The organism is Pseudoxanthomonas sp. (genome assembly GCF_051953815.1).
Classification (GTDB): Bacteria; Pseudomonadota; Gammaproteobacteria; order Xanthomonadales; family Xanthomonadaceae; genus Pseudoxanthomonas_A.
Map to the genome: position 1 here is coordinate 1 of NZ_JBQCIJ010000003.1, position 24323 is coordinate 24323.

Sequence of the window (24323 nt, forward strand, 5' to 3'; positions counted from 1 at the left end):
CCTTCACCGACCAGGCCCGTTTCGACTGGGAGGAATACAAGGAAGTCGTGCGCGTGTTCACCCGCATGCTGGACAACGTGGTGGAAGTGAACGGCCTGCCGCTGCCGCAGCAGCAGGCGGAGATCCTGCGCAAGCGCCGCCACGGCATGGGCTTCCTGGGCCTGGGCAGCACCCTGACCATGCTCAAGCACAAGTACGGCAGCGCCGAGTCCTGCGAGTTCACCGAAGCCATCGCCCGCGAGATGGCCGTGGCCGGCTGGGAAATGGGCCTGGCCCTGGCGAAGGAGAAGGGTCCGGCGCCGATCATGGACGAGCTGTTCACCGTCACCGCCGCCATGCTGCGCCAGCGCCCGGAAATGGCGAAGGACGGCTACAAGATCGGCGACACCATCCGCGGCAGCGTGCTGCACGCCAAGTACAGCCGCTACATGCAGCGCATCGCCACCGTCGCGCCGAACCTGGTCGAGCAACTCGCCGAGACCGGCGCGCGCTTCACCCACCACAGCTCGATCGCGCCGACCGGCACGATCAGCCTGTCGCTCGCCAACAACGCGAGCAACGGCATCGAGCCCTCGTTCGCCCACCACTACAGCCGCAACGTGATCCGCGAAGGCAAGAAGTCCAAGGAAAAGGTCGACGTCTACTCCTACGAGCTGCTGGCCTACCGCGAACTGGTCAACCCCAAGGCCATGCCGTTCAGCGACGACGCCGACGCCAGGCTGCCGGAATACTTCATCGCCGCCGACGACATCTCGCCCAAGGAACACGTGGACGTGCAGGCCGCCGCGCAGAAGTGGGTCGACAGCTCCATCTCCAAGACCGCCAATGTTCCCACGGACTACCCGTACGAAGAGTTCAAGGACATCTACCGCTACGCCCACCAGCAGGGCCTGAAGGGGTGCACCACGTTCCGCTTCAACCCGGCCGCCTTCCAGGGCGTGCTGGTCAAGGAAGCGGACCTGGAAAACACCACCTACCGCTTCGAGCTGGACGACGGCAGCGTGGTCGAGGTCAAGGGCAACGAGCAGATCGAATACGACGGCGAGATGCACACCGCCGCCAACCTGTTCGACGCGCTCAAGGAAGGCTACTACGGCAAGTTCTGACGGCCGACGGCGTGCGCTGCCCCGCAGCCGTGCCGAGCCCGCAAGAAGAACTCCGACCAGATAAACCCAACTGAAAGTCTCCTCTCCCGCCCGCGGGAGAGGATGCCCGAAGGGCAGGTGAGGGGGGCGAGCGCAGCGAGCTGCTCCTGCTCCTGAACCACCCGCCCCGAAAGGCAAAAAACCATAACCCCCAGCCCCCGCTGCAAAACCGCGAAGCTGGGTATAGCATCGGCGACGTAATCCGACAGAACGCCCACAGGAGGGCACATGAGCAACGGTAATGGTGTCACGGCGACGCTTTCCGACGCCGCCGAGACTGTGAAGGAAAAGGCGATGGAATTCGGCGGCGCGGTCGCCTCTTCCGCCAGCGCCACCGTCGCCAAGGCGAAGAAGGCCGCCAAGAAGGCGGAAAAGACCGTCAAGGCCGATATCGCGAAAGCCAGGAAGGCCGTCGCCAAGCGCACCAGCAAGGCCAGCAAGGCGGTGAAGAAGACCGTCGCCAAGGCCAAGAAGAAACTGGCCGCCGCCAGCGCCAACGCCAAGAAGGAAGCCGCGGCGCTCAAGCGCAAGGCCACCGGCGCCGCGAAGAAGGCGACCAAGAAGACCCCCGCCCGCAAGGCGGCAAAGAAAGCCGTGAAGAAAACCACGGCCCGGAAGGCGGCGCCGAAGAAGGCCGCCGTCCGCAAGGCGGCACCGAAGAAAGCCGTAGCGAAGAAAGCAGTACCCAAGAAGGCGGCCAAGAAAGCCGTCCGCAAAGCAGCCCCGAGAAAGACCGTGAAGAAAGCCGCCAAAAAGGCGGCCAGGAAGTAACCCGCAGCACCGCCTTCCCCTCTCCCTTCAACGGGAGAGGGGACAGGCCTCAGGGCACCACCGCCCGGAAGGCGGTTCCCTCACCAACTAGCACAACGACACACAACAGGATTTCCCGCCATGGCCGTCAAGATCGACAAGAAAATCAAGGGTTACAGCGTCCTCACCCCGGAAGACAAGGCGCGCGAAGCGGCGCCCCCGGTGCAGGCCGAGTCGATCACCCGCGCCAAGGCCGAGGCCGAACTGCCCAAGGCCGACATCATCCACATGCACGAGCGCATCGAGCGCCCGGAAGTGCTGGTCGGCAGCACCTACAAGATCAAGTCGCCGCTGGTGGAACACGCCATGTACGTGACCATCAACGACATCGTGCTCAACGCCGGCACCGAGCACGAACTGCGCCGCCCCTTTGAGATCTTCATCAACAGCAAGTCGATGGAGCATTTCCAGTGGATCGTCGCGCTCACCCGCATCATGTCCGCCGTGTTCCGCAAGGGCGGCGACGTCACCTTCCTGGTCGATGAAATGAAGGCCGTGTTCGATCCGCGCGGCGGCTACTTCAAGGCCGGCGGCGTCTACATGCCGTCCCTGGTCGCCGAACTGGGCGCCATCGTCGAAGAGCACATGAAGTCGATCGGCCTCATCCACGACCCGGAAATGAGCGACCACCAGCGCGCCATCCTGGCCGAAAAGCGCAAGCAGTACGAAGATCGCGCAAAAAAAAACTCTGAAGTAACCCCCCCGCCCATCCCTTCCCCCGCCGCAGCGGGGGAAGATGCCCGCAGGGCAGAAGGGGGCGCTCCCGGCACCGCCCCTTCCATCACCAACACCCCCGGCGCTTCCGAAGACATCGCCGTCACCGGCGACGGCGCCAGCTTCCCGCCCTCCGCCACCCTCTGCCACAAATGCAGCACCAAGGCGCTCGTCATCATGGACGGCTGCGCGACGTGCTTGAACTGTGGGTATTCGAAGTGCGGGTGATATTTAGCCGTACTTGACCGTAGTAAAGAAAAAGGGCCTGCGAGGCTCTTTTTCTTTTTTTATGACCATGTAGGCGAAACAGCGTCTCTGAGCCTGCAGTGAAATTGGCAGGAAGAGGGTTTAATTCAAGCGGAACGCAGATCGGCCGAGATGGGTCGAACCATTCCGAAGCCGAGCCTCAATCCACCTACTTCTCCAACCGCATCCTGAACTGAAAACACTCAATCCCGAACCCTTCGCGGAAATAGAAGCGATGGGCCTGTTCGCGGATGGTGCGGGAGATCAGTTGAATCTCCGAGCATTCCAGAGCTTCCGCCTCGGCGCGTAATCTGGCGATGAGCTGGGAACCATAGCCTTTGGAGCGGACGCGCTCGTCCGTCACCAGGTCGTCGACATAGAGCAGGCGACCGCAATAGATCATGTTCATGACGCGGTAACTGGCCACCGCCCGCACCACGTTGTCGTCGGTGAGCGCCAGCAGTTTGAGGTTGTCGCTGGCCATCAGGTCCCGGATGAGGGATACGTAGCTGGCTTTTTCGATGTTGGGGCGCAGTTGGCGCATGACGTCGAACGTCGCGGCGATCTGTTCGTCCGAAACGGCATGCTCGATAAGAATGGTCATCGACGGTCGCTTGCGGCAAGCGCATGGGTGGGGTGAGGCGATTCTGGGCAGGCCCCGGCCGCGCCGTCAATCAGGGGCGACGGTGATTCAGGGCGTTTCGGAGAGCAGCGGCTGGAGCGCGCCGCTGCGGTTCATCGCCATCATGTCGTCGAAACCGCCGATGGGCACGTCGTTGATCACGATCTGCGGCACGGAGGTGCGATGGGTGGCGGCGACCATCGCTTCGCGTGCCTGCGGATCGGTGTCCACCCGCAGCTCCCTCCACGAGAGGTTCCTGGCCTTGAGGAAGTTCTTGGTCGCCATGCAGAAGGCGCAGGTGGCGATGGTGTAGAGGACGATGCGCGGCATGATGTGGTGCTCCTCAGTAGGCGGGGGAAGGAAGGGGGAAGGGATGAACATCCGTGTCCTGCGCGGTGGATGCGGTCGTGACGTCGGGCGGGCCTTCGGTGACCACCAGCAGCACGATGCTTCCGGCGTCCAGGCCACAACGTTCCCGCTGCTCCGGTTGGCGGGACGCCGCCAGCAGTCCGGCCAGGCCCGCGGCGCCCGAGGGCGTTGATGCCGGGCCTCCGGCGGCCAGCAGCTGCGCCGGTCCGGCTTCCAGTTCGGATTCGCTCACTCCCATCGCGTGGGCGCGGTGACGCAGCAGAATTTCTAGCGCCGGCGCCGAGGCCAGGCCGCAGGAGAGCATTTCGGCCGCGGTCCGCAGTTGTCCTTCGATGCGAACGGGCCGTCCCTCGCGCAGGGCGCGGGCCACGCACGCCGCGCTGTGGGGTTCGACCACCACGATGCGGCCGGCGGCGTACATGTGGGCATGCAGACCCTCCGCGATGGCTGCCGCGAGCCCGCCCACGCCCGCCTGGATGAAGGCATGGGTCGGCTGGACGTTGCCGGCGGCGGCGAGCTGGCAGATGAGTTCATCCGTCAACACGCCATAACCGGCCATGACGTCCTTCACCACCGGGTGGTCGGCCTCGGGCGTGGTGTCCGGAACCAGCAGGCAGTCTTCCGCGAGTGCCGCCGCCTGCGCGCACTGCACGGCATCGTCGTAGGTGCCGTTCACGAGCACGATGTCCGCGCCCGTCGCCCTGATCCGATCGACCCGCACGGGACTCACGTCATGGGGCAGGTAAACGGTGGCGCGCACACCGGCGCGTTGGGCGGCGGAGGCCACCGCCAGGCCATGATTACCGTCGCTCGCGCAGACCAGGCGAAGGCGCCGATGGGCGGTGCCATCCGCGTTCGGCGAATTCATGGCGTGGCGCCTGATCGCGCGCAGTGCCGCGGCCATTCCGCCCAATACCTTGAAATTGCCCAGCGGACGCTCGGCCTCGTTCTTGACCAAGACCCGGGCGACCCCGGCGGCCCTGGCCAGTCCGGGCATCTCCAGGAGCGAGGTGGCCTGGTAGCCTTCCCATATGTCGCCGGGATTCCAGTCGCGCGAAAGGTTCGAAGAAGATTTCATGCCGGCAGTATGCGCAGGCCTGCGCGCCGTCTGGCCGCAAAACGGGCCGTTGCCGTGCGGATTATCCGCAATCGCGCAGGCGGAACCGCAAGAAAACAAGCACCGCGTTCCGCCGCTACACCGGCTTAAGCGTCGGCTTCCCCGGGAAAGGGAATGGTCAGGCCGCGCTTGACCACGCCCAGCGCGACGTTGGTGGTGAACCGCTTTACGTTCGCGTTCTCGCCGACCATGCGCGCCATCAGCGCGTCGTAGGTCTCGGTGTCCGGCGCGGTGATGACCAGGATGAAGTCGGCTTCCCCTGTCACATAGAACGCCTGCTGGATATGGATCTGGGAGGCCAGCCATTTCCGGAACTGCGCGAGCAGTTCGGGACGCTCCCGCTCCACCTGGACGGCGACGATGAAGAAGGTCGGCTTGCCCGCGTGCCGGGGATCCACGACGGAGATGTCGCGCAGGATCGCACCGGACTCGCGCAGGCGACGCACCCTGCGCTGGACGGCGGACGCGGACAGGGCCACCTGCTCGGCCAGGCGATCGGCGGTCTGGCCCGCATCCTCCTGCAGCAGATTGAGAAGCTGTCGGTCGAAGCGGTCGAGGTGCATGGCGTCATCCTAACCCCGCCCATGTGCAGAAAAAAGGCGCAAACCCCGCGTGAATCGCGGCGTACCCACCCGGACGCGCCCGTAGCATCTCACCTCCCATCTGGAGGTGTCATGGATTTTTCGCAGCTGCAGGATTTCATCGAAGAAGCCTGGTCGTCGGAGGTCATGCCGGCCCTGCTGGCCTACATGAGGATCCCGTGCGAGTCGCCCGCGTTCGATCCTCGGTGGCGGGACAACGGGCACATCGACCGGGCGGCCGAGCTCATGCAGGAGTGGTCGGCCAGGCAACTGGCGGGCGTGCCCGGCGCCTCGGTCGAGATGCTCAGGCTGGGGACGCGCACCCCGGTTCTTGTGGTCGACATACCCGGCGACGCGGGGACGCCTTGCCTGATCTACGGGCACCTGGACAAGCAGCCGCCCATGGACGGCTGGACGAACGGTCGCTCGGCCTGGACCCCTTCCCGGGAAGGCGACCGGTTGTACGGGCGCGGGAGCGCCGACGACGGATATGCGCTCTTCAGCGCCATCACGGCGATACGCGCGTTGCACGATCAGGGCGCATCGCTGCCACGTTGCCTGATCCTGATCGAGGCCTGCGAAGAATCCGGCAGCGGCGATCTGCCCGCCTACATCGATCATCTCGCGGATCGCATCGGGGTTCCGGCGGTCGTGTTCGCGCTCGACGCCGGCTGCGGAAATTACGATCAGCTGTGGTTGACGACATCCCTGCGGGGACAGGTGGCCGGCACCTTGACGGTGCGCGTGCTGGAGCAGGGCATCCATTCCGGCGATGGCTCCGGCGTGGTTCCGTCAAGCTACCGCATCGCTCGCCAGCTGTTGTCGCGTCTTGAGTCGGAAGACAGCGGCGAAGTGATGGAAGCCTTCCACGTCCCCATTCCCGACGCCAGCCGCGCGCAGGCGGATGTCGCCGCCGAAGCCCTGGGCGCCGACTTCCACGCGCAGTTGCCGCTGGCCAGCGGCGTCCGTCCCGTGGCCGACAAGGTCAGCGAGTTGATTCTCAACCGGACCTGGCGACCCCAGCTGGCCGTGCTCGGCATCGACGGGCTGCCCTCGGTCGCGAACGCCGCCGCCGTGACGCAGCCGAGCACGACGCTGAAGCTGGGCCTGCGGTTGCCGCCGACCCTGGATCCGGTGCGGTCGGCGGCCACGCTCAAGCGCCTGTTCGAGTCCGACCCGCCGTACGGCGCGCAGGTGGAGTTCACCCCCCAGCTGCAATCAGGCGGCTGGTTGGCGCCGAGCATGCCAGCCTGGCTGGAACACATCGTCGAAGAGGCGTCGATCGCCGCTTTCGGCGCACGCCCGGCATCGATCGGCGGCGGGGGCGGCATCCCGTTCCTGTCCATGCTCGGGGAGCGGTACCCGCGGGCGCAGTTCATCGTCACCGGCGTGCTCGGGCCGCAATCGAACGCCCATGGACCCGACGAGTTCCTGGATGTCCCTACCGCCATCCGCATCACCATCGCGCTGGCGCACATCCTGCGGGATGTCCAGTTGCAGGCAGGCTCCCACGACAGCCATGCCTTTGCTTCCACCGTGCCCGCGCAGGACACGACCCATGACGGAACGACCCCATGAAACTGCTCTATCAGACCCATTCGCCCTACGCCCGCAAGGCGCTCGTGTTTGCCCACGAGGTCGGCATCGCGCCGCGGCTTGAAGTCATCCATCAGGAAACCAGTCCCACCGCGAAGAACCCCGAGGTGTTCGCGCAGAATCCGCTGGGCAAGGTGCCGGTGCTGCTGCGCGAAGGGGCGAGCCCCCTCTTCGACTCGGACGTGATCTGCGCCTATTTCGATTCCCTGCACGATGGGCCGCGCCTGATTCCCGCGAGTGGCGAAGCACGCTGGAACGCGCTCCGCCTGCAGGCGGCCGCGCAGGGAATCGCCGACGCGGGCATCGCCTTGCGCTGGGAAACGGTGCGACGCCCGGTGGAACTGCGTTACGCGCCATTGAGGGATGGCTACATCGAAAAACTGCTGACGACCTACGACTGGCTCGAAAACGAAATCGCGCCGGACGAACCTCTGCATGTCGGCCATATCGCGATGGCCACTGCCCTGAGCTGGATCGCCTTCCGCGAATTGCCGGATTTCCGGACCGGGCATCCCCGCCTGACGGAGTGGTTCGACGCCTTCGAGCAGCGGGCGTCGATGCGGGCCACGCCGCTGCACGGGGAAACCCATGACTGAGCGGGGGAAGCGCCCGCCTGGGCCATTGACATGCAGGTAATCGCCTGCATAATGGGGCGCACTCAACCGATGCACCGGGATGGACGACGACAAGGTTTTCAAGGCGCTAGCCGACCCGACGCGAAGAAGGCTGCTCGACCTGTTGTGCGAGCGGAATGGACAGACCCTGGGCTCGCTCTGCGAGCAGATCGACATGGCGCGGCAATCGACGGCGCAGCACATCGGAATTCTGGAAGCCGCGCAGCTGGTCAGCACCGTCTGGCGTGGCCGCGAAAAGCTGCACTTCATCAATCCGGTCCCGCTGCATGAAGTCTACGAGCGCTGGGTGCGCAAGTTCGAACGTCAGCGACTCACCCTCCTGCACGACCTCAAGAACGAACTGGAAAAGGAATGATCATGGGCAACGACAAAATCGGCTTTGTGTATGTCACCTATATCCGTTCAACGCCGGAGAAAGTGTTCGAGGCCATCACCCGGCCGGAAGTGGCGCGACAGTATTGGGGGCACGAGAACGTTTCGGACTGGGCGCCGGGATCCGACTGGAAGCATGTGCGCGCCGATGACGGCCGAGCGGTGCGACTGGTGGGAAAGGTGGTTGCCATCGACCCGCCGACGCGCCTGGTCATCACCTGGGCGGATCCCTCGCAGGCCGGCAATCCCGATGCCCACAGCCGGGTGAGTTTCGATATCGCGCCCTATGAGGGCATGGTGCGGCTGACGGTGACCCACGAGGAACTCCAGGCCGACGGCGAGATGGCCCGCAACATCCAGCGGGGCTGGCCGATTGTCCTGTCCAGCCTGAAGTCGTTGCTGGAAACGGGGCAGGGCATGGATGTCTTCGCAAAACCGATCGCGTCCTGACGACCTGGAGTCACCGATGACCGAGCCATTCACCGGCGGCTGCGCATGCGGCGCCATCCGCTACTCGACTCCGCACGCGCCGATTTTCCAGAATCACTGCCAATGCCGCGATTGCCAGCGCCGAAGCGGCACCGGGCACGGATCCTGGCTGACCTTTCCCGCCCGAGCCGACATGACCCTGACCGGTCAGGCCACCGAATGGGAGGTCGCCAGCGACAGCGGCAACCGGAAGATCCACGCGTTCTGCCCGATCTGCGGCACGCCCACCCATCTGCGCTTTTCCGAATCGCCGGATCTGATTGCCGTCGCGGCGGCCAGCCTGGATGACCCCAGGCGCTTCACCCCCCAGGTGCTGACTTACCGCGTACGTGCCCTGGACTGGGACGACATGTCGCCCTCTTTGCCTGCCTTCCAGACGATGCCGCAGGCATGAAGACCCGGGGATCCCACGGAGCGGATCCCGCACGGCCAAGCTGATCGTCCGGAACCTCCCCCTCCCGGGCGGAACGGCACCCCAACGTCTGACCTATTCAGCCCCGCGACGCGCGGTAATACCATCGACCGACGAAATTTCTCCTCTGCCGGCTCGCCATATCAGCATCCGTCCCATCGTTTCTGGCCGGGTTGGTGGAGGATCTGATGGAGGAGGCGCGAACGCGCAGGCGAGCCGGGGATGGGTAGGTTTTCCCGGACATTCCCAGCGAAGCCGGGCTTGCGCGCCGGAAGCGTCCAGTGGGTGAAGGCGGACGCCACCGAGCCGATGCAACAACTTCCGATGCGAAGTCCCTTCCGGAGAAGCGCAATGAGGTCCCTCCACAATCGTCGTGCCGCTGCAACGTCCGTGGCCGGATGGCGACGCACCCTCACGGCGCTGGCGCTGGCCGTCATCGCACCGATCGCCGCGGCCCAATCCGCGCTGTTTGATTCCCACGTCCATCTGTGGGACGGCGAGAAGTCGCTTGCGGCGTATGAAGCGCAATTGAAGGAAAGCAAACTGGGACCGGCCCGATTCGCGGCGATGTGGTTCGGCGGTCCCAATCAGGCGCTGGCCGGGGACATGGCGAAAATCCGCGCCGGCAACGATGGCATTCTTGCCCTGGCGGCCCGCCATCCCCGGATGACGCCGGTGGTGACGGTCCATCCCTACGACGGAGAGGCGGCGCTGATGGAACTGGAGCGCGTCGCCAAACAGGGTGCCAAGGTCCTCAAAATCCACCCGCATACCCAGCAGTTCGAGGCCGATGACCCGCGCGTGCTGGCGCTCGTCACCCGTGCCGGCGAGCTGGGGGTGATCGTGCTGATCGACAACGCCAACATCCTGCCGGGCGACAGCGAGAAGATGTTCAATCTGGCGCTGCGCGCGCCGGGAACCAAGATCATCTTCGCGCACATGGGCGGGATGAACTTCCGCTTCTGGAACACGCTCAAGGCGGCGCGCACCGCCGAGGGCCTGCTGGGCGACAACATCTATTTCGACGTATCGGCCATCGTGGCGCTGGTGGCGGATTCGCCGGTGGAGCAGGAGTTCGTCTGGACCATGCGCAACGTCGGCATCGACCACATCCTGCTCGGTTCCGACTATCCGCAGTTCACGCTCACACAGAATGTCGACGCCTTGAACCGCCTCGGTCTGGACGAGAAGGAAGTGGCCAAGGTGCGCTACCGGAATGCGCACGTTCTGTTGAATCAGGGCGATTGAGCCGGATGCAGATGGAAGGCGTCGCTACCAGTGAAGGCGCTCCCACGGCAGCGGTCGCTGCTGGCTGACGAAGAGCGCGGGCATCGGGACCCGTTCACCCGTGCGGGAGCGGGCGCGAGGAGGTCATGCCGTCTCTCCATCGCGGGCAACGCCCGCCCGGAATTGAGCCCGGTGACCAGCTGGACTAGACACCCTGCCGGGCGGCGGCGTAGTGGCGCAGCCTGTCGGCGACGTCCCCGGCGTGCAGCTCGAACAGATGATTATCGAAGTCGTAGAAGTAGACGGATGCGCTCTCCGCGCCAATCCGGGGGCGTGACGGCACCACCTCCGCGCCTGCCTCGATCAGGCGGCGCGTGACCTCAGGAACAGCTTCCAGATCGATACTGAGGGCGATGTGATCGTAGGAGCGGGCGCGCTGGATATGCGCGTCTTCCATGACGACCAGCCACAGATCGCCGATCCTGAGAAATGTCTCCGGATACTTCGAGTACTCGCGTTCAGGGCTCCGGTATTCCTCACGGGCGCCCAGGGCCTGGACAAACAGTCGGACGGTCCGATCCATGTCGCGCACGATGATGGTCACGTGGTTGATAGCGTGGATGGGCATGGGCGCGGCTCCGGGTCCAGGCGAAAGCCGGACGTCCGACGGATGATAGATCGCCCGTCGGTACATGCGCTGGTTGATGTGTCTCTGTGGCGCGAGGGGCACCGGGAACGCGGGCGCTGGCTGCCCGTGTTCGCGCTGCGCATGGCTGGCGGCTTCCGCCGTTTCTTCCCCGGACTCACCGTCCTGGTAACGCAGTGCTTCCAGCGCGTCGCTGACGTCCTGGGCGAGGCAGGCGAAGCAATCGATCAGGGGCAGCAGGGGAATCGGCGCGCAGTGGTGACCGTCCTTGCGGAAGCGTAGGGCAGGCCAGTTGGGACAGCAGGTCGAGGTGACCACGCAACTGGATCATGCTAAGCCGCTCATTTCCTTCACCAGAAAGATCATGCGCGGTTGGCTCATGGGGTCTCGTTTCCTTGTCGGGAAACCGGGCATGAAGAATTGAGGCCGGCGGTGTTGACTAACTTTGAGCGTTCCATAGCCAAATCTCGCGTTGTCAATTCGTCGTCCGAATGTCCTCTATCCCGGGGCTTGCATACACCCCATCCTGCCTGCTGTCTGATTGATTCCTGAGTCCATCCTGGCACAGGGTTGCCGGGTTGGAACGAGCGAAGAGCCGTTCTCGCAGTTGAATTCTTCACTATTGGGAGAGCGGCAATGGCGGATTCCGGCAATGGCGGCGTGATGAGGAAAAGCATGGACAGGCTGTTCAACAACCTGCTATTCCGGGTGGATATGGCATTGTGCTGCTGGAATGGATGTACTCCACGCGAGCCGATAGGGTTCAAGGGTTTGTGGCTGGAGCGAGGAGCGCCAACGGATTGTGAGAATAATGACCTGCGATAATTTGAGCGCCGCCGGTCGTGGAGCGAGCAATGCGCATCTGGGAAATGCCGTGCAGCGCTCACCACCGAGGGGACGGATTGGCCGAAGAAAATGTCGCAGTCCGGGGAACGCAACTGAGGACGCGGCAGGATGACCACGCGATGACGACATGGTCTCAACGGACCGAATTCTGGGTGGTGGTGACCGTGGCTTTCGGCTACTTCATCGCCAGCGGGGTGTGGACGCTGATGGGCGCGCTGCCCACGGACAAGGTGGCCATCAACGATGCCGGCATGATCGGGCTGATTCTGATGGAGCTGGTCCTGTTCGCCCTGCTGGCGCCCCTGTTGTGGGCGCGTGGTTGGCGACCCGCGATGCTGGGCCTGGAGTTCAGCTGGCAGGATCTGCGCATGGGCTTCATGTTGTTCCAGCTCTGCTTCATTGGCTCGGCATTGCTGGTGTCCGGCGCGGCCTTGCTGGCCGAAGGCACGGGGCCATGGTGGGAAAGGATGGAAGGCGCGCAGCTGTCGGTGCTGGCGATCCTGGCGGTGTCCATCGTCAATCCGATCTTCGAGGAGGTCTTTGTCTGCGGCTACGTGATACGCGCGCTGGAACGCACCCGGGGTACCTCGTTCGCGGTGAACGCCAGCGTCGCGCTGCGCGCGTCCTACCACCTCTACCAGGGAGCGCTCGGCGTGCTGGGCATCATCGTGATCGGCTTGATCCTGGGTTGGTGGTTTGCCCGCAAGGGGCGGCTCTGGCCGGTCATCCTGGCGCACGGACTGCTGGATCTGGTGGCGCTGCTGGTCCTCGGGATGTCGTGATCGTCGCGTTGCTATAACGGCACCGCAAACCCTTTTTGATGGAACTCCATGAAACACTTCTGCATCGCTTTCTTGCTCCTCCTGCTGGCCGCCTGTTCATCGGGTACGCCGGTCCAGGTGACCAACCAGTCGGCAACCCCGTTGCAGGAGGTCAGGATCGCCGGCACCGGATTTTCCGTACCGGTCGCCGAAGTCCTGGCGCCCGGCCAGAGCCGCACGGTCCGGGTGGAACCGCGCGGCGAGTCCGGAATCGCCGTATCCTTCAGGACAGGGGAGCGCGCCGTCGCCTGGCCGGAGCAGGGGTACTTCGAAGGGGGCGGGAATTACGCCGTCAAGGTGGTGGTCCAGCCGGACCATTCGGTGTCGGTGCGCGCGCGAATAGGGTTCTGAGCCAACGGGGAATCTTTCAGCCGGGGAAATCGATCCGCAAGGATTGGCTGGCCTGCATGCTGCGCAAGTTGCCGGAAGGCGGCGTGCTTCCCTGCTGGTTCAGAACGGACGACGCTGGATGAGCTTGAAAAGGAGATCACATGCGGTACCACCTGTTTTTCATCCTGTTGGCGCTGGGCAACCTGGCGGCGTCCGCCGCCGAACCCGCTCCCAGGCCCCTGACATCGGAAGAACAGACCACCGCGTTGGAGGCCGCCGCCAGTACCGGCGCGGCCCTCTATCGCCATGACCGGGCCGCGTGGTTGGCGACCGACGCGCTGATGGCACTCTGGGGGAGTGATCACGACGCCCGCGTTGCCGGTTGGATCACGCAGGAGACGGAACGCGGCATCACCGTCACCTTCGTGGACCGGACGCCCGAGGCGCTGTATCGGATCACGGTGTCCGACGCGGGTGTCGCCGGTCCGGTTGACGCACTGGCAACGCCGGAGCGGTTGAGCGCCTATGAGGCCGGAGCCGCGGCCGCCCGCACCGTGGCGGAAGGCGCTGGCTTCGAGCATTGCCCCGCGCGCTACAACACGGTGACGCTGCCGGCGGCGGGCGATGACGGCGCCTGGGCGGTCTATCTGATACCCGGCACGACCCGCTACGAGGAACTGCCGGTGGGCGGCGCCCATCGCATGATCGTGAAGGATGGCAGGCTGGTTTCGCAGCGCGCATACAGCCGCAGCTGCATCGTCCTGCAGAACGACGCCAAGGCCGTGGGATTGATGATCACCCATCTGCTGGATCCCACGCCCACCGAGATCCATGTGTTCTGGAGCCTCTGGGCGAAAAAGCCCCTCTACGTGATGACGCCACCCGGCGACATGATGTGGAACGTGGACGGCGGGACCATCCGCGTGGCGAAAAAGGATTGACGGTCGCTTGCGGGTGGGAAGAAGCCTTCACTCCAACGGCGTGGACTCAGGGAAAGGCAATGACGCGAGGTCCAGCGTGAAGCGGACGGACGCTCATGGGAAGTCAAACGCTGGTACAGGGGGCGTATGGCAAAGCCAAGCCAGCAGCAGTCACTGCACGATGTGCACGTGTCAGCAAGGACAGGTCGAAGCCAAAGTCCGGATCCGATATCAACCTTGACGGCCGGAGTGCTGCCTTCATGACTACGCCTGAGATTTTCGTAAGCGATATTCTTGCTGCCTATGATTTCTACTGCGAAAAACTTCCTTTTCGCTGCCGTTCTTCGGAAGGTTTGGTAGCGGAAGATCGAGAGTTCCTGATAGAAGGCGGTGATGTCCTCAACAACAACAGGATGAGGATTAAATTGGGCCGTGACGTAAACCTGCTTCAAGGCTCAGGTCGAGATGCAGGTTTCAAGATCCTTGAAAAAATAGATGTTGATTCGCTCATTGGACACATGAGGCGAAATCTTCCGGAGTTCAATATGACCGGGGATTGGAGTGAAATTCCAAGCGGTTGCTTTGATGGTCCTCATGAGCTCCCGGGAGGGCGGGTGATTTACATGCGCGATCCCTTTGGAAACCTGATCTGGTTCGCCGAGTGGTGATTTCGTATCAATATGGCGCAAGATTCGCTTGAAAAAGATTGGACTCCCGTGGAGTGAGCATCAAGCGTTCTCTTGCAGCGGCGATGGTGGTCGCGACCATGGGGCCGCGCTCGCCTCGCATCACGGCGAGTGTGGAGCGCATGCTGGCCCGTCTGTCGGTGCCGGTCTTGATCGAGCCGGTACACGAGGAAATCACCCGTCGCATCTACGGCTGAAACGGCGACATCCCTGATGGAAGCGTGGCGACGCCAACGATCGGCGCACGGTCTACTTCATTCTTCCCAAGCCGCTTCGAGTTCTCGCCAGAAACATCACGCGCGTAGCGATTGAATGCAGCAGATCAGCTCGTTCGTCAAAAAAAGTAAGGGCGCCGATGGCGGGAAATCCTGATGATCGGAGACAATCCGTTGGATCCCCAGCACGGCCTCGTGCCCTGCATGGATACATCGCATGCTTCCGACACAAGGACCGATTCATGAAACACCGCATCCCCCTCGCCACTCTCGCGACCTCCCTGCTGCTGGCCGTGGGCGCCGCTTCCGCGCAGGATGCGGCCCGGACGCCGGAAGCCGCCGCGCAGCCGGATCAGGAGATGAGCGTGAAGATGGCCTACGAGATGAGCCGCAATACGCGTGGGACGGTGGAGTACTGCATCGGCAAGGGTTATCTGACTGCGGAGAGCCGGCAGTACGCGGAGCTGCTGGTGAACCTGATGCAGGCCATGGCGCCTGAAAGCCACGATGGCGATGCCGTGGAGCAGATGGGCAGGGAGGGTAAAGTGATGGTGGGGGGTGTGGTCCAGCCCTTGTCGTCGGCGCCGATGGGCGAGGCCCAATGGTGCAAGGACATGGGCGAAGGCATGAAGGCCGGCGCGGCGCAGTTCGGCGGCTGATGCCGCCGGCCCGGCTCCGGCTTGCAGCGTCAGGCGTCGGCAACCATCAGGACGCGGGCACATCCAGGATGCGCCCCCGCGCATCCACGATGAAGCGCGCGCGGCGGTCATCGTGATAGAAGCTGACCCGCCAGGTGCCTTCATCCTCGCCGGTGCCGCGTTCGCACAGCACGGTGATCTTTTCCGCGTCCATCAATTGGCGGAAGACCGCCACGTCCAGATCCAGTTCGCGCGCGACCGCGCCGCCGTCCACCGCGATGGGCGTGTTGTTGCGGGCGGGACGGACGGACAGGGGCGGGATGGTCATCGTGGGGCTCCGGATGGGCACGCATTGTTGGCCGGAAGCGGGCCTTTCGGTCTTGACCCGCGTCCAGCGCAGAGGTGTCCCGCCCTGGATGACGCATACTGGTGAACGCCAGATTTGGTCCTCTGATGGGAGTCCCCGTGAACGCAGTCCGCCGTTTCGCGTCAGTCCTGCTCATGTTTCCGTTGGCGCTGATGGCCGCCGAATCCCCGGGGGCGCCGGAGCTGCGCCTGTGGCGCCTGGATTGCGGGCAGCTGTGGACCTACAACCTGGACGAAATGTCCGACACACGTGCCTACGTGGGGCAGAGCAAGCTGTTTGTCGGCAGCTGCTATCTGATCCGGCATGGCGGCGAGTACCTGCTGTGGGATACCGGCCTGTCGCGCGAGTATCTGGGCAAGCCGTTGATGCAGGGCAAGGAGGATTCGACCGCGTTGGCGAAGACGGTGGTGGAGCAGCTGGCGCAGATCGGGGTGAAACCGGCGCAGATCGCGAAGATCGGCATCAGCCATTACCACTTCGACCACATCGGCCAGGCGGCGGAGTTCCCGCAGGCGACCCTGCTGATCGGCGCGGGCGACTACGCGGTGCTGGGCACGCCGGGCCACGAAGAACGCACGAAGCGCTTCGCGCCGTGGCTGGGCAAGGATGCAAAGGTGGAGAAGGTGCGCGGCGACCTCGACGTGTTCGGCGATGGCAGCGTGGTGATGCTGGATCTGCCCGGCCACACGCCCGGCCACCACGGCCTGCTGGTGAACCTGCCCAAGCGCGGTCCGGTACTGCTGTCCGGCGATGTGGTGCACCTGCACGAGAACCTGGACATGCGGGGCGTGCCCTCCTTCAACACCGACCGCGCGCAATCGCTGGCCTCGATGGATCGCTTCGCCAAACTGGCGCAGAACCTCAAGGCGACGTTGATCATCCAGCATGAGGAAGCGGATGTCGCCAAGTTGCCGGTGTTTCCGGAGGCGGCGGAGTAGGAGAGTGTCGCTCCGTTGATTGTAGGGAGGGGAGCTGCATAATCGTGCCAGGGAATCAGGGAGAGGCAGGATGTCCGAATCGTCAGAGACGTTTTCGCTGGCCGCGCTGGAGCGGCGTCTGGCGGCGATGCCCGATGGGCCCGCGGCGGTTCTCAACACTCCTCGATGGATGTGGTGGCTCAGTGTGCTGGGCGGTGCCGGTGTCATTGTCGGACTCACTCCTGCGGTGCTGATCCAGTTCATGCGCCCGCAGATGTGGATGGTGCATGTGGCACAGGTCGGGCTCTGCACGGCGATTGCCGGCGGCGCCCCCTTCGTCCTTCGCTCGTTGTGGGTCATCCTTCGCGGCGTCAGGAACTGGAAGAGCGAGCAGGCAGCGCAGCTGGACCACGATGTCGAACACTTCCGCGAGTTGACGAACTGGCTGGTTACCTTTCCAGAGAGCCAGTTGGTGGAGTATCGACGCATGACATCGATGTGGCGGCAACAACTGGACATACGATTGGGACTGCTGTCGGGAGGATTCTCCCGATTGGGTTTTCTGCCGGTGGCGGGAGGCTTGTTCCTGTTGTTGATGAACCGGGACAGTCTTCTTGCCATTCCCGGATGGCTGGCCATGCTGGGGGCTTTTGTCGTGCTGCTGTATCTGATTTCCGCTTCCGGCGCGCTGATGAAGATTCGAGTGGATCTCTACGATGTGTTGCTGGCCAATGCGATCGAGCGGAAAGGGGGAGCCGTGCGCGTGCCGTAGCGGCGATGGCGCGGAAAGCAATCTGGGTCCCGGCGTTCGCTGGGACGACGGAGAGGGAGGCGGCGTGCCGGAGGGATATCGCCTGCCGGTGACGCGTCGGTCGTCATCCCGGCGGAAGCCGGGATCCATTTGGCGCTTGCCTTGTATTGGCTGCGTGAGCGCCGGATGACGGTGGGTGGATTGTTCGGCTTTTCGCCAACGGGAGGAAGGAATGTCGGTAATGCTATGGAAGAAAAGAACTTGGCTGGTACTGGCAATTCTCTGCGTCTGCATTGCAGTCATCAGCTATCTCGCCGATGTCGATGGCATCGTCGGCCTGAACCTGGGACTGGGAGTCGTGTTCTTTTCATCCTGGCTCCGGAAACGGAAGAAACGCGGCTTCGCGGGAGAGAGCTGGAAGTGGCGCGCCATGGAAACGGACAATGGGACAAGTAATGAACAAACGCCTCTGGAGGGCACCCATGCATGAGAGATGGGGCTTTGCCCTATGTGCGTTGCTGGTTCTCGGCCCCGCACTTGCTACCGACAAAGCCCTCGAAGGCGCCTGGGAGCTCCAGGGCGGCGAGTACGTCGCCGAGGACGGGCAGACGAAGACGTATGCGGAGATGCGGTTCAATGGCCAGAAGGTGCTGGCCGATGGCCGGTTCTCCTTCACCATGCAGTCCGGCGACAAGTTCTGGGCGGGCGGTGCGGGACGGTACGAAGCCGAGGGCGGCCGGTACACCGAGACGCTGGCGCAACGCTCCTTCGCAGTCGAGGACGGCGGCACCTATTCGTTCCGTTATCGCGTGGAAGGCGATGTCTGGCGATTGGAGCGGTGGAAGGACGGCAAGCGGGTCGAGTTCGAGGAGTGGAAGAAAGTCCGGCCCTGAGGGAAGCGGCCAGGCGCCGCCTCCCTGTGTGCGGGTCAGGGATTGTCGTCCGGTTCGAGCGGCGCCTGCTCGCGTGCTTCCGCCTTCCGCGTGCCGGCCATCAATGGCGCGACCTGCGCCTGGCGAGCGAGCAGTTGCCGATGGCCGACGCGGTGGCCGCATATCGCCTGTTCACCAGCGACGCCGATGCCGCCGGTAGCGACATCGCGCCGGAGGCATTGCGCGCCTGGCTGCGCACGCATTTCGGCGCGGCCGGCGAAGTGCCGGATCTGAGCGCGCAGGGGTTCCGCCTGCACGCGGGACGCCTGCTGTCCACGCCGGAAGGCGCGGCGGCGATGCTGGTCTACGAGGACGCGGCAGGTTAGCGCGTCGGGCTGTACCTGCGGCCACGCACGCCACGCAACACCACCGGCGAACGCCGCGATGGCCGCCTGCTGGCGCAGTACCGGGCCGAAGGCGATACCGCGTTCGCCCTCGTCGGCCCCGCCACCCAGGCGCGGATGCGCGAGATCGCGCCGTTGCTGCGGGGCGGTTGAGCCACGGGGCCGCGCGCCCGGTTACCTGGAAGTGCGTACTTGTGCGGTGGTGGCGGCGTTCCCAAGAATGCCGCTCCCCATACGGCGTGCGGCGTAACCGCAGCAAGGACATTCCATGACCCACGTGCTCCATGTCAGCGCTTCGCCCGGCGGCGAGGGCTCCCGCTCGCTGGCCCTGGCCGGCGCGTTCCTCGATGCCTGGCGGCAGGCGCATCCCGCGCACACGCACGAAGCGGTGGACGTGTGGAATCTCGATCTGCCCGAGTTCGACGCGTCGATGATCGCGGCCAAGTTCGCGGTGCTGCGCGCGCAGAACGCGACCGCCGCACAGCAGGCGCAATGGGATCGCGCCGTGCGGGTCTCGCAGCAGTTCAACCGCGCCGACGTCTACGTGTTCAGCGTACCGATGTGGAATTACGGGCTGCCGTACCGGCTCAAGCACTACATCGACATCGTGACCCTGCCCGGACAGAACTGGCGCTGGTCGCGCGCGGAGGGCTACCAGCCGCTGCTGTCCGGCAAGCGCGCCTTCCTGATGGTTTCCAGCGCCGGCGATTTTTCCGACGGCGCGATCACCCAGTACAAGGATTTCCAGAGGCCCTACCTGCGCCAGTGGCTGCGTTTCCTCGGCGTCGAGGCGGCCGGTGAAGTCGCGCTGGCGCCCACGCTGACCGATCCGGAGCGCCTGGCGCGGGTCAGGGAAGACGCCATCGCCCAGGCGAAGGCGCTCGCGATGCGGTCGTGAACGCTTCGGCATCGTCTCGCTGGCCAGCATGATGCATTCCAGGCGCCGCGGCGCAGACGATGGGACGCGGGGTGGCCACGCCGCATTGAGTCGACGGAGATCGCGGGCGGACGGGAGGAATGCCGCCGCCTTCCACGGAGAGGTGGGCTATAGTCTCCGCCGTCTTTTCGCGAGGGTAGGCGGGCAATGAAACCGGTTCTGTGCGCGATCACGCTCCTGATGGTGTCCCTGGGCATGGCGGCGTGCGCGCATGCTCCGGCGGGCGCCGACCCGGGCAAGGCGGAAACGTCCGATACCCCCGACTGGCTGCGCGCCAGGATCGCCGGATACGAGCGCCAGCCGGCGCGGCTGGCGCCCAGCACGATCTGGCGGATCACCCATCAGGGCAAGCCCGCCTTCTACCTGGTCTCGCCCTGTTGCGATCAGTTCAATCCGCTGCTGGATGCCGGCGGCAAGGAAATCTGCAGTCCCTCCGGCGGCTTCACCGGCGCGGGCGACGGCAAATGCCCGCGCCCGATGGATGCCGGTACCCGGGCCACGCGGATATGGGCGCATCCGGACCAGCAGGATCCGCCGACCGTTCCGCCCGGACTGGGCGCTCCGTGAACCGGCCCCGGCCATCGGCAGGCACGCCGCGATGGCCGGGACTAAGATAGTCCGCAGCCAGTTTCTTCCCGGGCTCCGTCATGGTCTATGCGTTCCTGGTTTCCGTCCTGATCTTCGCCGCCGTGGTGATGCTGCATGTCCAGCACAGCCGGGTCGGCGAGCGCTTGCTGCAGCAATCCTTCGACGGCCTGACTTTTCCGGGCGAGGCGGGCGTGCTGCGGGTGGCCGACATCACCGTGGTCAAGCGGGTCACCCACGAGGTCTCGCGCTACAGCGATCACGCGCCGCTGGCGGCGTTCTGGTACTGCGTCGGTCCGGGGCCGGTTTACTACGTCGCGGTCGCCCAGTACGTGCGCAACGGCTGGCGCAGCGGACGCTACGACTGGGTCGTGCGCCCGCTGGACGCGGAGCGGATGCGCGGCGAGCTGAGCAGCGATCAGGACGCCCTGCACGCGGCGTTCGGCGACCACGTGGAAGGCGTGCTGCGCGCCTGAGCGCGGCTGTGCCCCGCCTCAGGCCGCCTGCGCCTCGCGGTGCTTGAGCACGCGATCGATCAATCCCCAGTCCCGCGCTTCCTCGGCGCTCATGTAGTGATCGCGATCGAGCGTGCGCTCCACTTCCGCGTAGGTTCGCCCGCAGTGTTCGGCATACAGGCGGATCACGCGCTCCTTGGTTTTCCGCATTTCCTCGGCGTGGATGAAGATGTCCGAGGCCTGGCCCTGGAACCCGCCCAGCGGCTGGTGGACGTGCAGGCTGGCGTTGGCCAGCGCCTTGCGCTCGCCCGGTTCGCCGGCCATCAGCAGGAAGGACCCCATCGAGCGGGCGGTGCCCATGCACAGCGTGTGCACCGGCGCCTTGATGTATTGCATGGTGTCGTACATCGCCAGGCCGGCGGTGATCAGGCCGCCCGGTGAATTGATGTAGAGATGGATGGGCTGATCCGGATTCTCCGCCTCCAGGAACAGCAGCTGCGCGCAGACCAGCGCGGAGACGCTGTCGTTGACTTCGCCGTTGAGGAAGATGATCCGCTCGCGCAGCAGGCGCGAGTAGATGTCGAAGGATCGTTCGCCCCGGCTCGACTGTTCGATGACCATGGGGACGAGCTGCATCGTTTCGCGCATGCGCGAACTCCTGGTTTGCAGACGGTGGCGGGGAACGCGCGGCGTCAGGCCGCGCGCATGAGGACGGGGGCGTCGTCGTTGGCGGCCGGCGCGAGGCGGGCCAGGCGCGCATCCGGCGGCGCGTGGATGATCCGCAGCGTGCTGCCGCCGCTTTCATTGGGACGAATCCGGAACGTCACGACGCTTTCGAGAAACGGCGGCCGGTCGTCGCGCACCCGGTAGCGGATTTCCCCGTCGCCGGAAGTGGATACCGGGACGGCGTCGGCCAGGGCGCCATCCGGCAACCATCGCTCGCGGAATTCCGGAATGCTGATGGCGCGCCAGACCTTGTCCGGCGGCGCATCCAGTTCGTATTCGAGCACCAGATCGTCGGTTCCGGTTTCTTCGGCCGTTTCGTTCATTGGTCCATGTCCTTCAGCAGTGCCTTCAGGGCATCGATCCGGGCCGGCCAATAGGCGCGGTACCGCGCCAGCCAGCGCGCGATGAGCGCGAGGCCGTCCGGGTCGACTTCGTAGTTCATGAACCGGCCTTCGCGCTCCTCGCGCACCAGCCCGGCATTGCGCAGCACGGCCAGATGCTGGGACATCGCCGGTTGGCTGATGTCCAGGCCATCGCGCAGGGCGCTGGCGTTCATCCGTCCCGCCGCCAGCTTCTCGAAGATCGCGCGGCGGGTCGGGTCGGCCAGGGCCTTGAAGATGTCGTTCTCGACCATGCGCAACACATTAGCGATTGCTTATGTGTTGCGCAAGTGCCTGGAAGGGCGAAACGCCGCTAGAAAGTGACCTTCACCGACGGCGCGCTGCGCTTGGCTTCACCGTGGTAGACGGCCTCGATGTTGTTGCCGTCCGGATCCAGCGCGAACGCACCGTAGTAACCCGGATGGTAGGCGCGTTCGCCGGGCGCGCCGTTGTCGCGGCCGCCGTGCGCGAGCGCGGCGCGATGGAAGGCATCGACCATCGCGCGGTCGCGGGCCTGGAACGCCAGATGATGGCGGCCGGTGAGCTCGCCCTGCGCGGCGGCGCTGCTGACGGTGGAGACGAACAGCTCGTCGGCCCAGAAGTAATCCTCGCCGCTGCCGCTCATCGGAATCTCCAGCACATCGAAGACGGCCTGGTAGAAACGGCGGCTGGCATCCAGATCGCGCACCACCAGTTGCAGGTGATCGATCAGGCGGCCGCGGTGGAGTTCGTTGGTTTCCATGGACGGGGTCCGGGGTTGGAGGGGATCCGTCTTATAGCATCGGCCGCCGCGCGTCGCTTCACGATTTCTTCAAGCCGTTGCCGCTTTTTTTTGAACGCCGGGAGAGGGCGATGGGCCGTGGACAGATACCGGAAAGACGGACTCGCGCGCCTGCGCATGTTGTGCCTGGAACCGCCGGCCACCTGCGAGGAAACCGCCTGGGCGGGCACGCGCTGGATGATCGGCAGGCGCGACTTCACCCACGCGCTGATGATCGAGAACGGCTGGCCGCCCGCCTACGCGCGCGCTGCCGGTTTGCCGGGGCCACTGGCCGTGCTGACGTTCCGGACGTCGTTGTCGGAGGGCGATTCGATGCGCTTCCGCCAGCGTCCGTACTTCAAGCCGCTGTGGTGGCCCGACATCGCCGGCGTCGGCCTGGATGCCGATACCGATTGGGATGCGATGTCGGCGCACCTGCTCGAAAGCCATCGCCTGCTGGCGCCCAGGTGCCTGCTGCGCTGAGCGCGCGTCGGCGATGAGCGTATGTCAGGGGGCGCGCAACAGCGTCTCGATGCGGGCGCGCAGATCCGCCTGCATGTCGGCGCTGAAGTCGTGGGCGACGCCGGGATAGGAGGTGAGCCCGGCGTCGAACCCGCGCGCGCGCAGGGTGTCCACCGCCGCGCGGGTCGGGCCGATCGGGACGGTCGTGTCATCGCGGCCATGCAGCGCATGCAGCATCGGGCAGGCCGTCGCGCAGGCGGGTCGCGCGGGCAGCCAGTCCGGCAGCAGGCGCGCCGCCACCGGAAACGCGGCGCGGACATGGTCGGGATGATCCAGCGCCAGCAGGAAGGCCAGATCGCCGCCGTAGGACACGCCGGTGACGATGGCCTTGCCGCGCCCCGGATAGCGGGATTCCACGGCCTGGAGGAAATCGAACAGGCGCTGTTCGCTCTCGCGGGTGAGCGGGGCCTGTTCGGTGGCGGAGCGCTGGCCATACCCCTGCGGAAACCAGGAATGTCCCTGCGGACGCGGATGCGGCCCCTCCGGCAGCATCACCCGCGCCGGCACCCGCAGGCCGGTGAAGGCATCGGCCAGCGCTTTCGGCGTGCCCCCCGAATAATGCAGGGCGAGGATCAACGGCAACGGCTGATCCGGCCTGCCGCCGCCGGTCTCGAACACCCATAGGCGCAGGCCGCCGGCATGTTCCTCGCGGGGCGGCGAGGTCTGCGCGGCCACCGGCGGCGCGAACGCCAGCCACAGCGAAAGCAGCAGGCAGATGAACAGGCGCATTGGCGGGCACTCGCGGAAACCGGGACCGCCACGCTAGCGTCCGCGCGCGTCGCCCGCAACGCGGCGGGCTCACGGATTTGACCTGTTCGTCACTCCGCCAGGCGCAGGGTGTATGCCCTGCCGACCCCGGCGCGCCGGTTCGGAGAAGCACGATGAAGAGCGCCACCCGTCACATGCTGCTGCTGGCCGGCATGTTGTGCCTGTGGGCCAGCGCGTATTCGCTGGGGCGGAACAATGCGCACGAGCGCGCCGCGCCGCATGAGCGGAACCCGGTTGCGGCCGACGCCACGGTCCATCTGACGCCGCGCGGCAGCGGGCCGGACGCGTCGCCTTCCGGCATCGCCGTCAGCGGCGTCGGAATGGCGTACGGCGCGCGGACCGAGGCGCCGGCGCAGACGTCCGCTCCGGGCAACCGCGCGCGTGCCCATGGCGTGCAGGCGCCCGCGCGGTCACGCGCGGGTTCCGGATAAGGGGACGCCGC

The 24323-nt window shown here is 65.3% G+C and carries 34 protein-coding genes and 2 pseudogenes; 25 read left to right on the plus strand and 11 right to left on the minus strand.

The window, feature by feature from the left end:
• From ACTHN1_RS00900 to ACTHN1_RS00910, 3 genes and pseudogenes are all read left to right on the plus strand, one after another.
• Nucleotides 1-1106, plus strand: a pseudogene (locus ACTHN1_RS00900) (ribonucleoside-diphosphate reductase); the annotation flags it as partial.
• Nucleotides 1107-1373: 267 nt separating this feature from the next.
• Complete coding sequence (locus ACTHN1_RS00905) at nt 1374-1916, plus strand: hypothetical protein (RefSeq protein WP_440469092.1); 543 nt, start codon at nt 1374-1376, stop codon at nt 1914-1916.
• 120 nt (nt 1917-2036) lie between these two features.
• Nucleotides 2037-2897, plus strand: coding sequence for a TSCPD domain-containing protein (locus ACTHN1_RS00910; RefSeq protein WP_440469093.1), 861 nt, complete (start codon nt 2037-2039; stop codon nt 2895-2897).
• A 187-nt stretch (nt 2898-3084) separates the two neighbouring features.
• Here the strand turns inward: ACTHN1_RS00910 and ACTHN1_RS00915 are convergent, their stop codons facing one another.
• The 4 genes from ACTHN1_RS00915 to ACTHN1_RS00930 all read right to left on the minus strand — a co-directional run bounded on the left by ACTHN1_RS00915 (nt 3085) and on the right by ACTHN1_RS00930 (nt 5586).
• Nucleotides 3085-3519 carry a GNAT family N-acetyltransferase gene (locus ACTHN1_RS00915; RefSeq protein WP_440469094.1) on the minus strand — a complete coding sequence of 145 codons (435 nt, stop codon included), beginning with the start codon at nt 3517-3519 and terminating at the stop codon, nt 3085-3087.
• A gap of 87 nt (nt 3520-3606) precedes the next feature.
• The gene (gene grxC / locus ACTHN1_RS00920; RefSeq protein WP_440469095.1) at nt 3607-3867 is read right to left on the minus strand and encodes a glutaredoxin 3; all 261 of its coding nucleotides are present in this window, start codon (nt 3865-3867) and stop codon (nt 3607-3609) included.
• Between the two features lie 13 nt (nt 3868-3880).
• Nucleotides 3881-5083, minus strand: a complete 1203-nt coding sequence (locus ACTHN1_RS00925; protein ID WP_440469096.1) for a pyridoxal-phosphate dependent enzyme — start codon at nt 5081-5083, stop codon at nt 3881-3883.
• A gap of 26 nt (nt 5084-5109) precedes the next feature.
• Nucleotides 5110-5586 carry an Lrp/AsnC family transcriptional regulator gene (locus tag ACTHN1_RS00930; protein WP_440469097.1) on the minus strand — a complete coding sequence of 159 codons (477 nt, stop codon included), beginning with the start codon at nt 5584-5586 and terminating at the stop codon, nt 5110-5112.
• Between the two features lie 165 nt (nt 5587-5751).
• On the opposite strand from ACTHN1_RS00930, the gene ACTHN1_RS00935 reads away from it, so the two are divergent.
• The 6 genes from ACTHN1_RS00935 (at nt 5752) to ACTHN1_RS00960 (ending at nt 10356) form a co-directional block, all read left to right on the plus strand.
• Nucleotides 5752-7182 (plus strand): M20/M25/M40 family metallo-hydrolase, encoded by a 1431-nt coding sequence (locus tag ACTHN1_RS00935; RefSeq protein WP_440469098.1) that lies wholly within the window; start codon nt 5752-5754, stop codon nt 7180-7182.
• Nucleotides 7179-7796, plus strand: a complete 618-nt coding sequence (locus ACTHN1_RS00940) for a glutathione S-transferase family protein (RefSeq protein ID WP_440469099.1) — start codon at nt 7179-7181, stop codon at nt 7794-7796. The genes ACTHN1_RS00935 and ACTHN1_RS00940 overlap by 4 nt, the downstream gene beginning before the upstream one ends.
• A 79-nt stretch (nt 7797-7875) precedes the next feature.
• Complete coding sequence (locus ACTHN1_RS00945) at nt 7876-8190, plus strand: ArsR/SmtB family transcription factor (protein ID WP_295375652.1); 315 nt, start codon at nt 7876-7878, stop codon at nt 8188-8190.
• A gap of 2 nt (nt 8191-8192) precedes the next feature.
• Nucleotides 8193-8657, plus strand: a complete 465-nt coding sequence (locus ACTHN1_RS00950) for an SRPBCC family protein (RefSeq protein ID WP_440469100.1) — start codon at nt 8193-8195, stop codon at nt 8655-8657.
• A 16-nt stretch (nt 8658-8673) separates the two neighbouring features.
• A complete protein-coding gene (locus ACTHN1_RS00955; RefSeq protein WP_440469101.1) occupies nt 8674-9090 on the plus strand; it encodes a GFA family protein in 417 nt (138 codons plus the stop codon).
• 279 nt (nt 9091-9369) lie between these two features.
• On the plus strand, nt 9370-10356 hold the full coding sequence (locus ACTHN1_RS00960; protein WP_440469102.1) for an amidohydrolase family protein: 987 nt from the start codon (nt 9370-9372) through the stop codon (nt 10354-10356).
• Between the two features lie 184 nt (nt 10357-10540).
• On the opposite strand, the gene ACTHN1_RS00965 is transcribed toward ACTHN1_RS00960, so the two are convergent.
• The gene (locus tag ACTHN1_RS00965) at nt 10541-11299 is read right to left on the minus strand and encodes a VOC family protein (RefSeq protein WP_440469103.1); all 759 of its coding nucleotides are present in this window, start codon (nt 11297-11299) and stop codon (nt 10541-10543) included.
• A gap of 647 nt (nt 11300-11946) precedes the next feature.
• Between ACTHN1_RS00965 and ACTHN1_RS00970 the strand changes: the two genes are divergently transcribed.
• From ACTHN1_RS00970 to ACTHN1_RS00995, 6 genes are all read left to right on the plus strand, one after another.
• Nucleotides 11947-12609, plus strand: coding sequence for a CPBP family intramembrane glutamic endopeptidase (locus tag ACTHN1_RS00970; protein ID WP_440469104.1), 663 nt, complete (start codon nt 11947-11949; stop codon nt 12607-12609).
• 48 nt (nt 12610-12657) lie between these two features.
• Entirely contained in the window at nt 12658-12999 is a 342-nt protein-coding gene (locus tag ACTHN1_RS00975) for a hypothetical protein (RefSeq protein WP_440469105.1), read from the plus strand.
• A 140-nt stretch (nt 13000-13139) separates the two neighbouring features.
• On the plus strand, nt 13140-13919 hold the full coding sequence (locus ACTHN1_RS00980; RefSeq protein WP_440469106.1) for a hypothetical protein: 780 nt from the start codon (nt 13140-13142) through the stop codon (nt 13917-13919).
• A 239-nt stretch (nt 13920-14158) separates the two neighbouring features.
• A complete protein-coding gene (locus ACTHN1_RS00985; protein WP_440469107.1) occupies nt 14159-14566 on the plus strand; it encodes a hypothetical protein in 408 nt (135 codons plus the stop codon).
• A gap of 53 nt (nt 14567-14619) precedes the next feature.
• Nucleotides 14620-14781, plus strand: a complete 162-nt coding sequence (locus ACTHN1_RS00990; protein WP_440469108.1) for a hypothetical protein — start codon at nt 14620-14622, stop codon at nt 14779-14781.
• A gap of 260 nt (nt 14782-15041) precedes the next feature.
• Nucleotides 15042-15458 carry a hypothetical protein gene (locus tag ACTHN1_RS00995; protein ID WP_440469109.1) on the plus strand — a complete coding sequence of 139 codons (417 nt, stop codon included), beginning with the start codon at nt 15042-15044 and terminating at the stop codon, nt 15456-15458.
• 46 nt (nt 15459-15504) lie between these two features.
• Here the strand turns inward: ACTHN1_RS00995 and ACTHN1_RS01000 are convergent, their stop codons facing one another.
• A complete protein-coding gene (locus ACTHN1_RS01000; protein WP_440469110.1) occupies nt 15505-15765 on the minus strand; it encodes a DUF6522 family protein in 261 nt (86 codons plus the stop codon).
• 137 nt (nt 15766-15902) lie between these two features.
• On the opposite strand from ACTHN1_RS01000, the gene ACTHN1_RS01005 reads away from it, so the two are divergent.
• The 8 genes and pseudogenes from ACTHN1_RS01005 (at nt 15903) to ACTHN1_RS01040 (ending at nt 20746) form a co-directional block, all read left to right on the plus strand.
• Complete coding sequence (locus ACTHN1_RS01005) at nt 15903-16742, plus strand: N-acyl homoserine lactonase family protein (protein WP_440469111.1); 840 nt, start codon at nt 15903-15905, stop codon at nt 16740-16742.
• A 70-nt stretch (nt 16743-16812) separates the two neighbouring features.
• Entirely contained in the window at nt 16813-17493 is a 681-nt protein-coding gene (locus tag ACTHN1_RS01010; protein ID WP_440469112.1) for a hypothetical protein, read from the plus strand.
• Nucleotides 17494-17713: 220 nt separating this feature from the next.
• Entirely contained in the window at nt 17714-17962 is a 249-nt protein-coding gene (locus tag ACTHN1_RS01015) for a hypothetical protein (RefSeq protein ID WP_440469113.1), read from the plus strand.
• Entirely contained in the window at nt 17955-18365 is a 411-nt protein-coding gene (locus tag ACTHN1_RS01020; RefSeq protein WP_440469114.1) for a hypothetical protein, read from the plus strand. Before ACTHN1_RS01015 ends, ACTHN1_RS01020 begins: the two co-directional genes overlap by 8 nt.
• A 95-nt stretch (nt 18366-18460) precedes the next feature.
• Nucleotides 18461-18901: pseudogene (locus ACTHN1_RS01025) on the plus strand (anti-sigma factor); the annotation flags it as partial.
• A gap of 115 nt (nt 18902-19016) precedes the next feature.
• Nucleotides 19017-19646 (plus strand): FMN-dependent NADH-azoreductase, encoded by a 630-nt coding sequence (locus tag ACTHN1_RS01030; protein WP_440469115.1) that lies wholly within the window; start codon nt 19017-19019, stop codon nt 19644-19646.
• A gap of 186 nt (nt 19647-19832) precedes the next feature.
• Complete coding sequence (locus ACTHN1_RS01035; RefSeq protein ID WP_440469116.1) at nt 19833-20252, plus strand: DUF6970 domain-containing protein; 420 nt, start codon at nt 19833-19835, stop codon at nt 20250-20252.
• Nucleotides 20253-20332: 80 nt separating this feature from the next.
• Nucleotides 20333-20746 carry a hypothetical protein gene (locus ACTHN1_RS01040; protein WP_440469117.1) on the plus strand — a complete coding sequence of 138 codons (414 nt, stop codon included), beginning with the start codon at nt 20333-20335 and terminating at the stop codon, nt 20744-20746.
• A gap of 18 nt (nt 20747-20764) precedes the next feature.
• Here the strand turns inward: ACTHN1_RS01040 and ACTHN1_RS01045 are convergent, their stop codons facing one another.
• The 4 genes from ACTHN1_RS01045 to ACTHN1_RS01060 are packed head-to-tail and all read right to left on the minus strand — an operon-like array spanning nt 20765 to nt 22573.
• Complete coding sequence (locus tag ACTHN1_RS01045; protein WP_440469118.1) at nt 20765-21373, minus strand: ATP-dependent Clp protease proteolytic subunit; 609 nt, start codon at nt 21371-21373, stop codon at nt 20765-20767.
• A gap of 44 nt (nt 21374-21417) precedes the next feature.
• Nucleotides 21418-21774, minus strand: coding sequence for an SRPBCC family protein (locus tag ACTHN1_RS01050; RefSeq protein ID WP_440469119.1), 357 nt, complete (start codon nt 21772-21774; stop codon nt 21418-21420).
• On the minus strand, nt 21771-22085 hold the full coding sequence (locus tag ACTHN1_RS01055; protein WP_440469120.1) for an ArsR/SmtB family transcription factor: 315 nt from the start codon (nt 22083-22085) through the stop codon (nt 21771-21773). The genes ACTHN1_RS01050 and ACTHN1_RS01055 overlap by 4 nt, the downstream gene beginning before the upstream one ends.
• Before the next feature lie 59 nt (nt 22086-22144).
• Complete coding sequence (locus ACTHN1_RS01060; protein WP_440469121.1) at nt 22145-22573, minus strand: VOC family protein; 429 nt, start codon at nt 22571-22573, stop codon at nt 22145-22147.
• Nucleotides 22574-22690: 117 nt separating this feature from the next.
• Here ACTHN1_RS01060 and ACTHN1_RS01065 point away from each other — a divergent pair, with 117 nt between their 5' ends.
• Nucleotides 22691-23074: a hypothetical protein gene (locus tag ACTHN1_RS01065; RefSeq protein WP_440469122.1), complete on the plus strand. Its 384-nt coding sequence runs from the start codon at nt 22691-22693 to the stop codon at nt 23072-23074.
• Nucleotides 23075-23098: 24 nt separating this feature from the next.
• Here ACTHN1_RS01065 and ACTHN1_RS01070 read toward each other — a convergent pair whose 3' ends face one another.
• Complete coding sequence (locus tag ACTHN1_RS01070; RefSeq protein WP_440469123.1) at nt 23099-23842, minus strand: dienelactone hydrolase family protein; 744 nt, start codon at nt 23840-23842, stop codon at nt 23099-23101.
• A gap of 152 nt (nt 23843-23994) precedes the next feature.
• On the opposite strand from ACTHN1_RS01070, the gene ACTHN1_RS01075 reads away from it, so the two are divergent.
• Nucleotides 23995-24312 (plus strand): hypothetical protein, encoded by a 318-nt coding sequence (locus ACTHN1_RS01075; RefSeq protein WP_440469124.1) that lies wholly within the window; start codon nt 23995-23997, stop codon nt 24310-24312.
• Nucleotides 24313-24323: the final 11 nt, after the last annotated feature.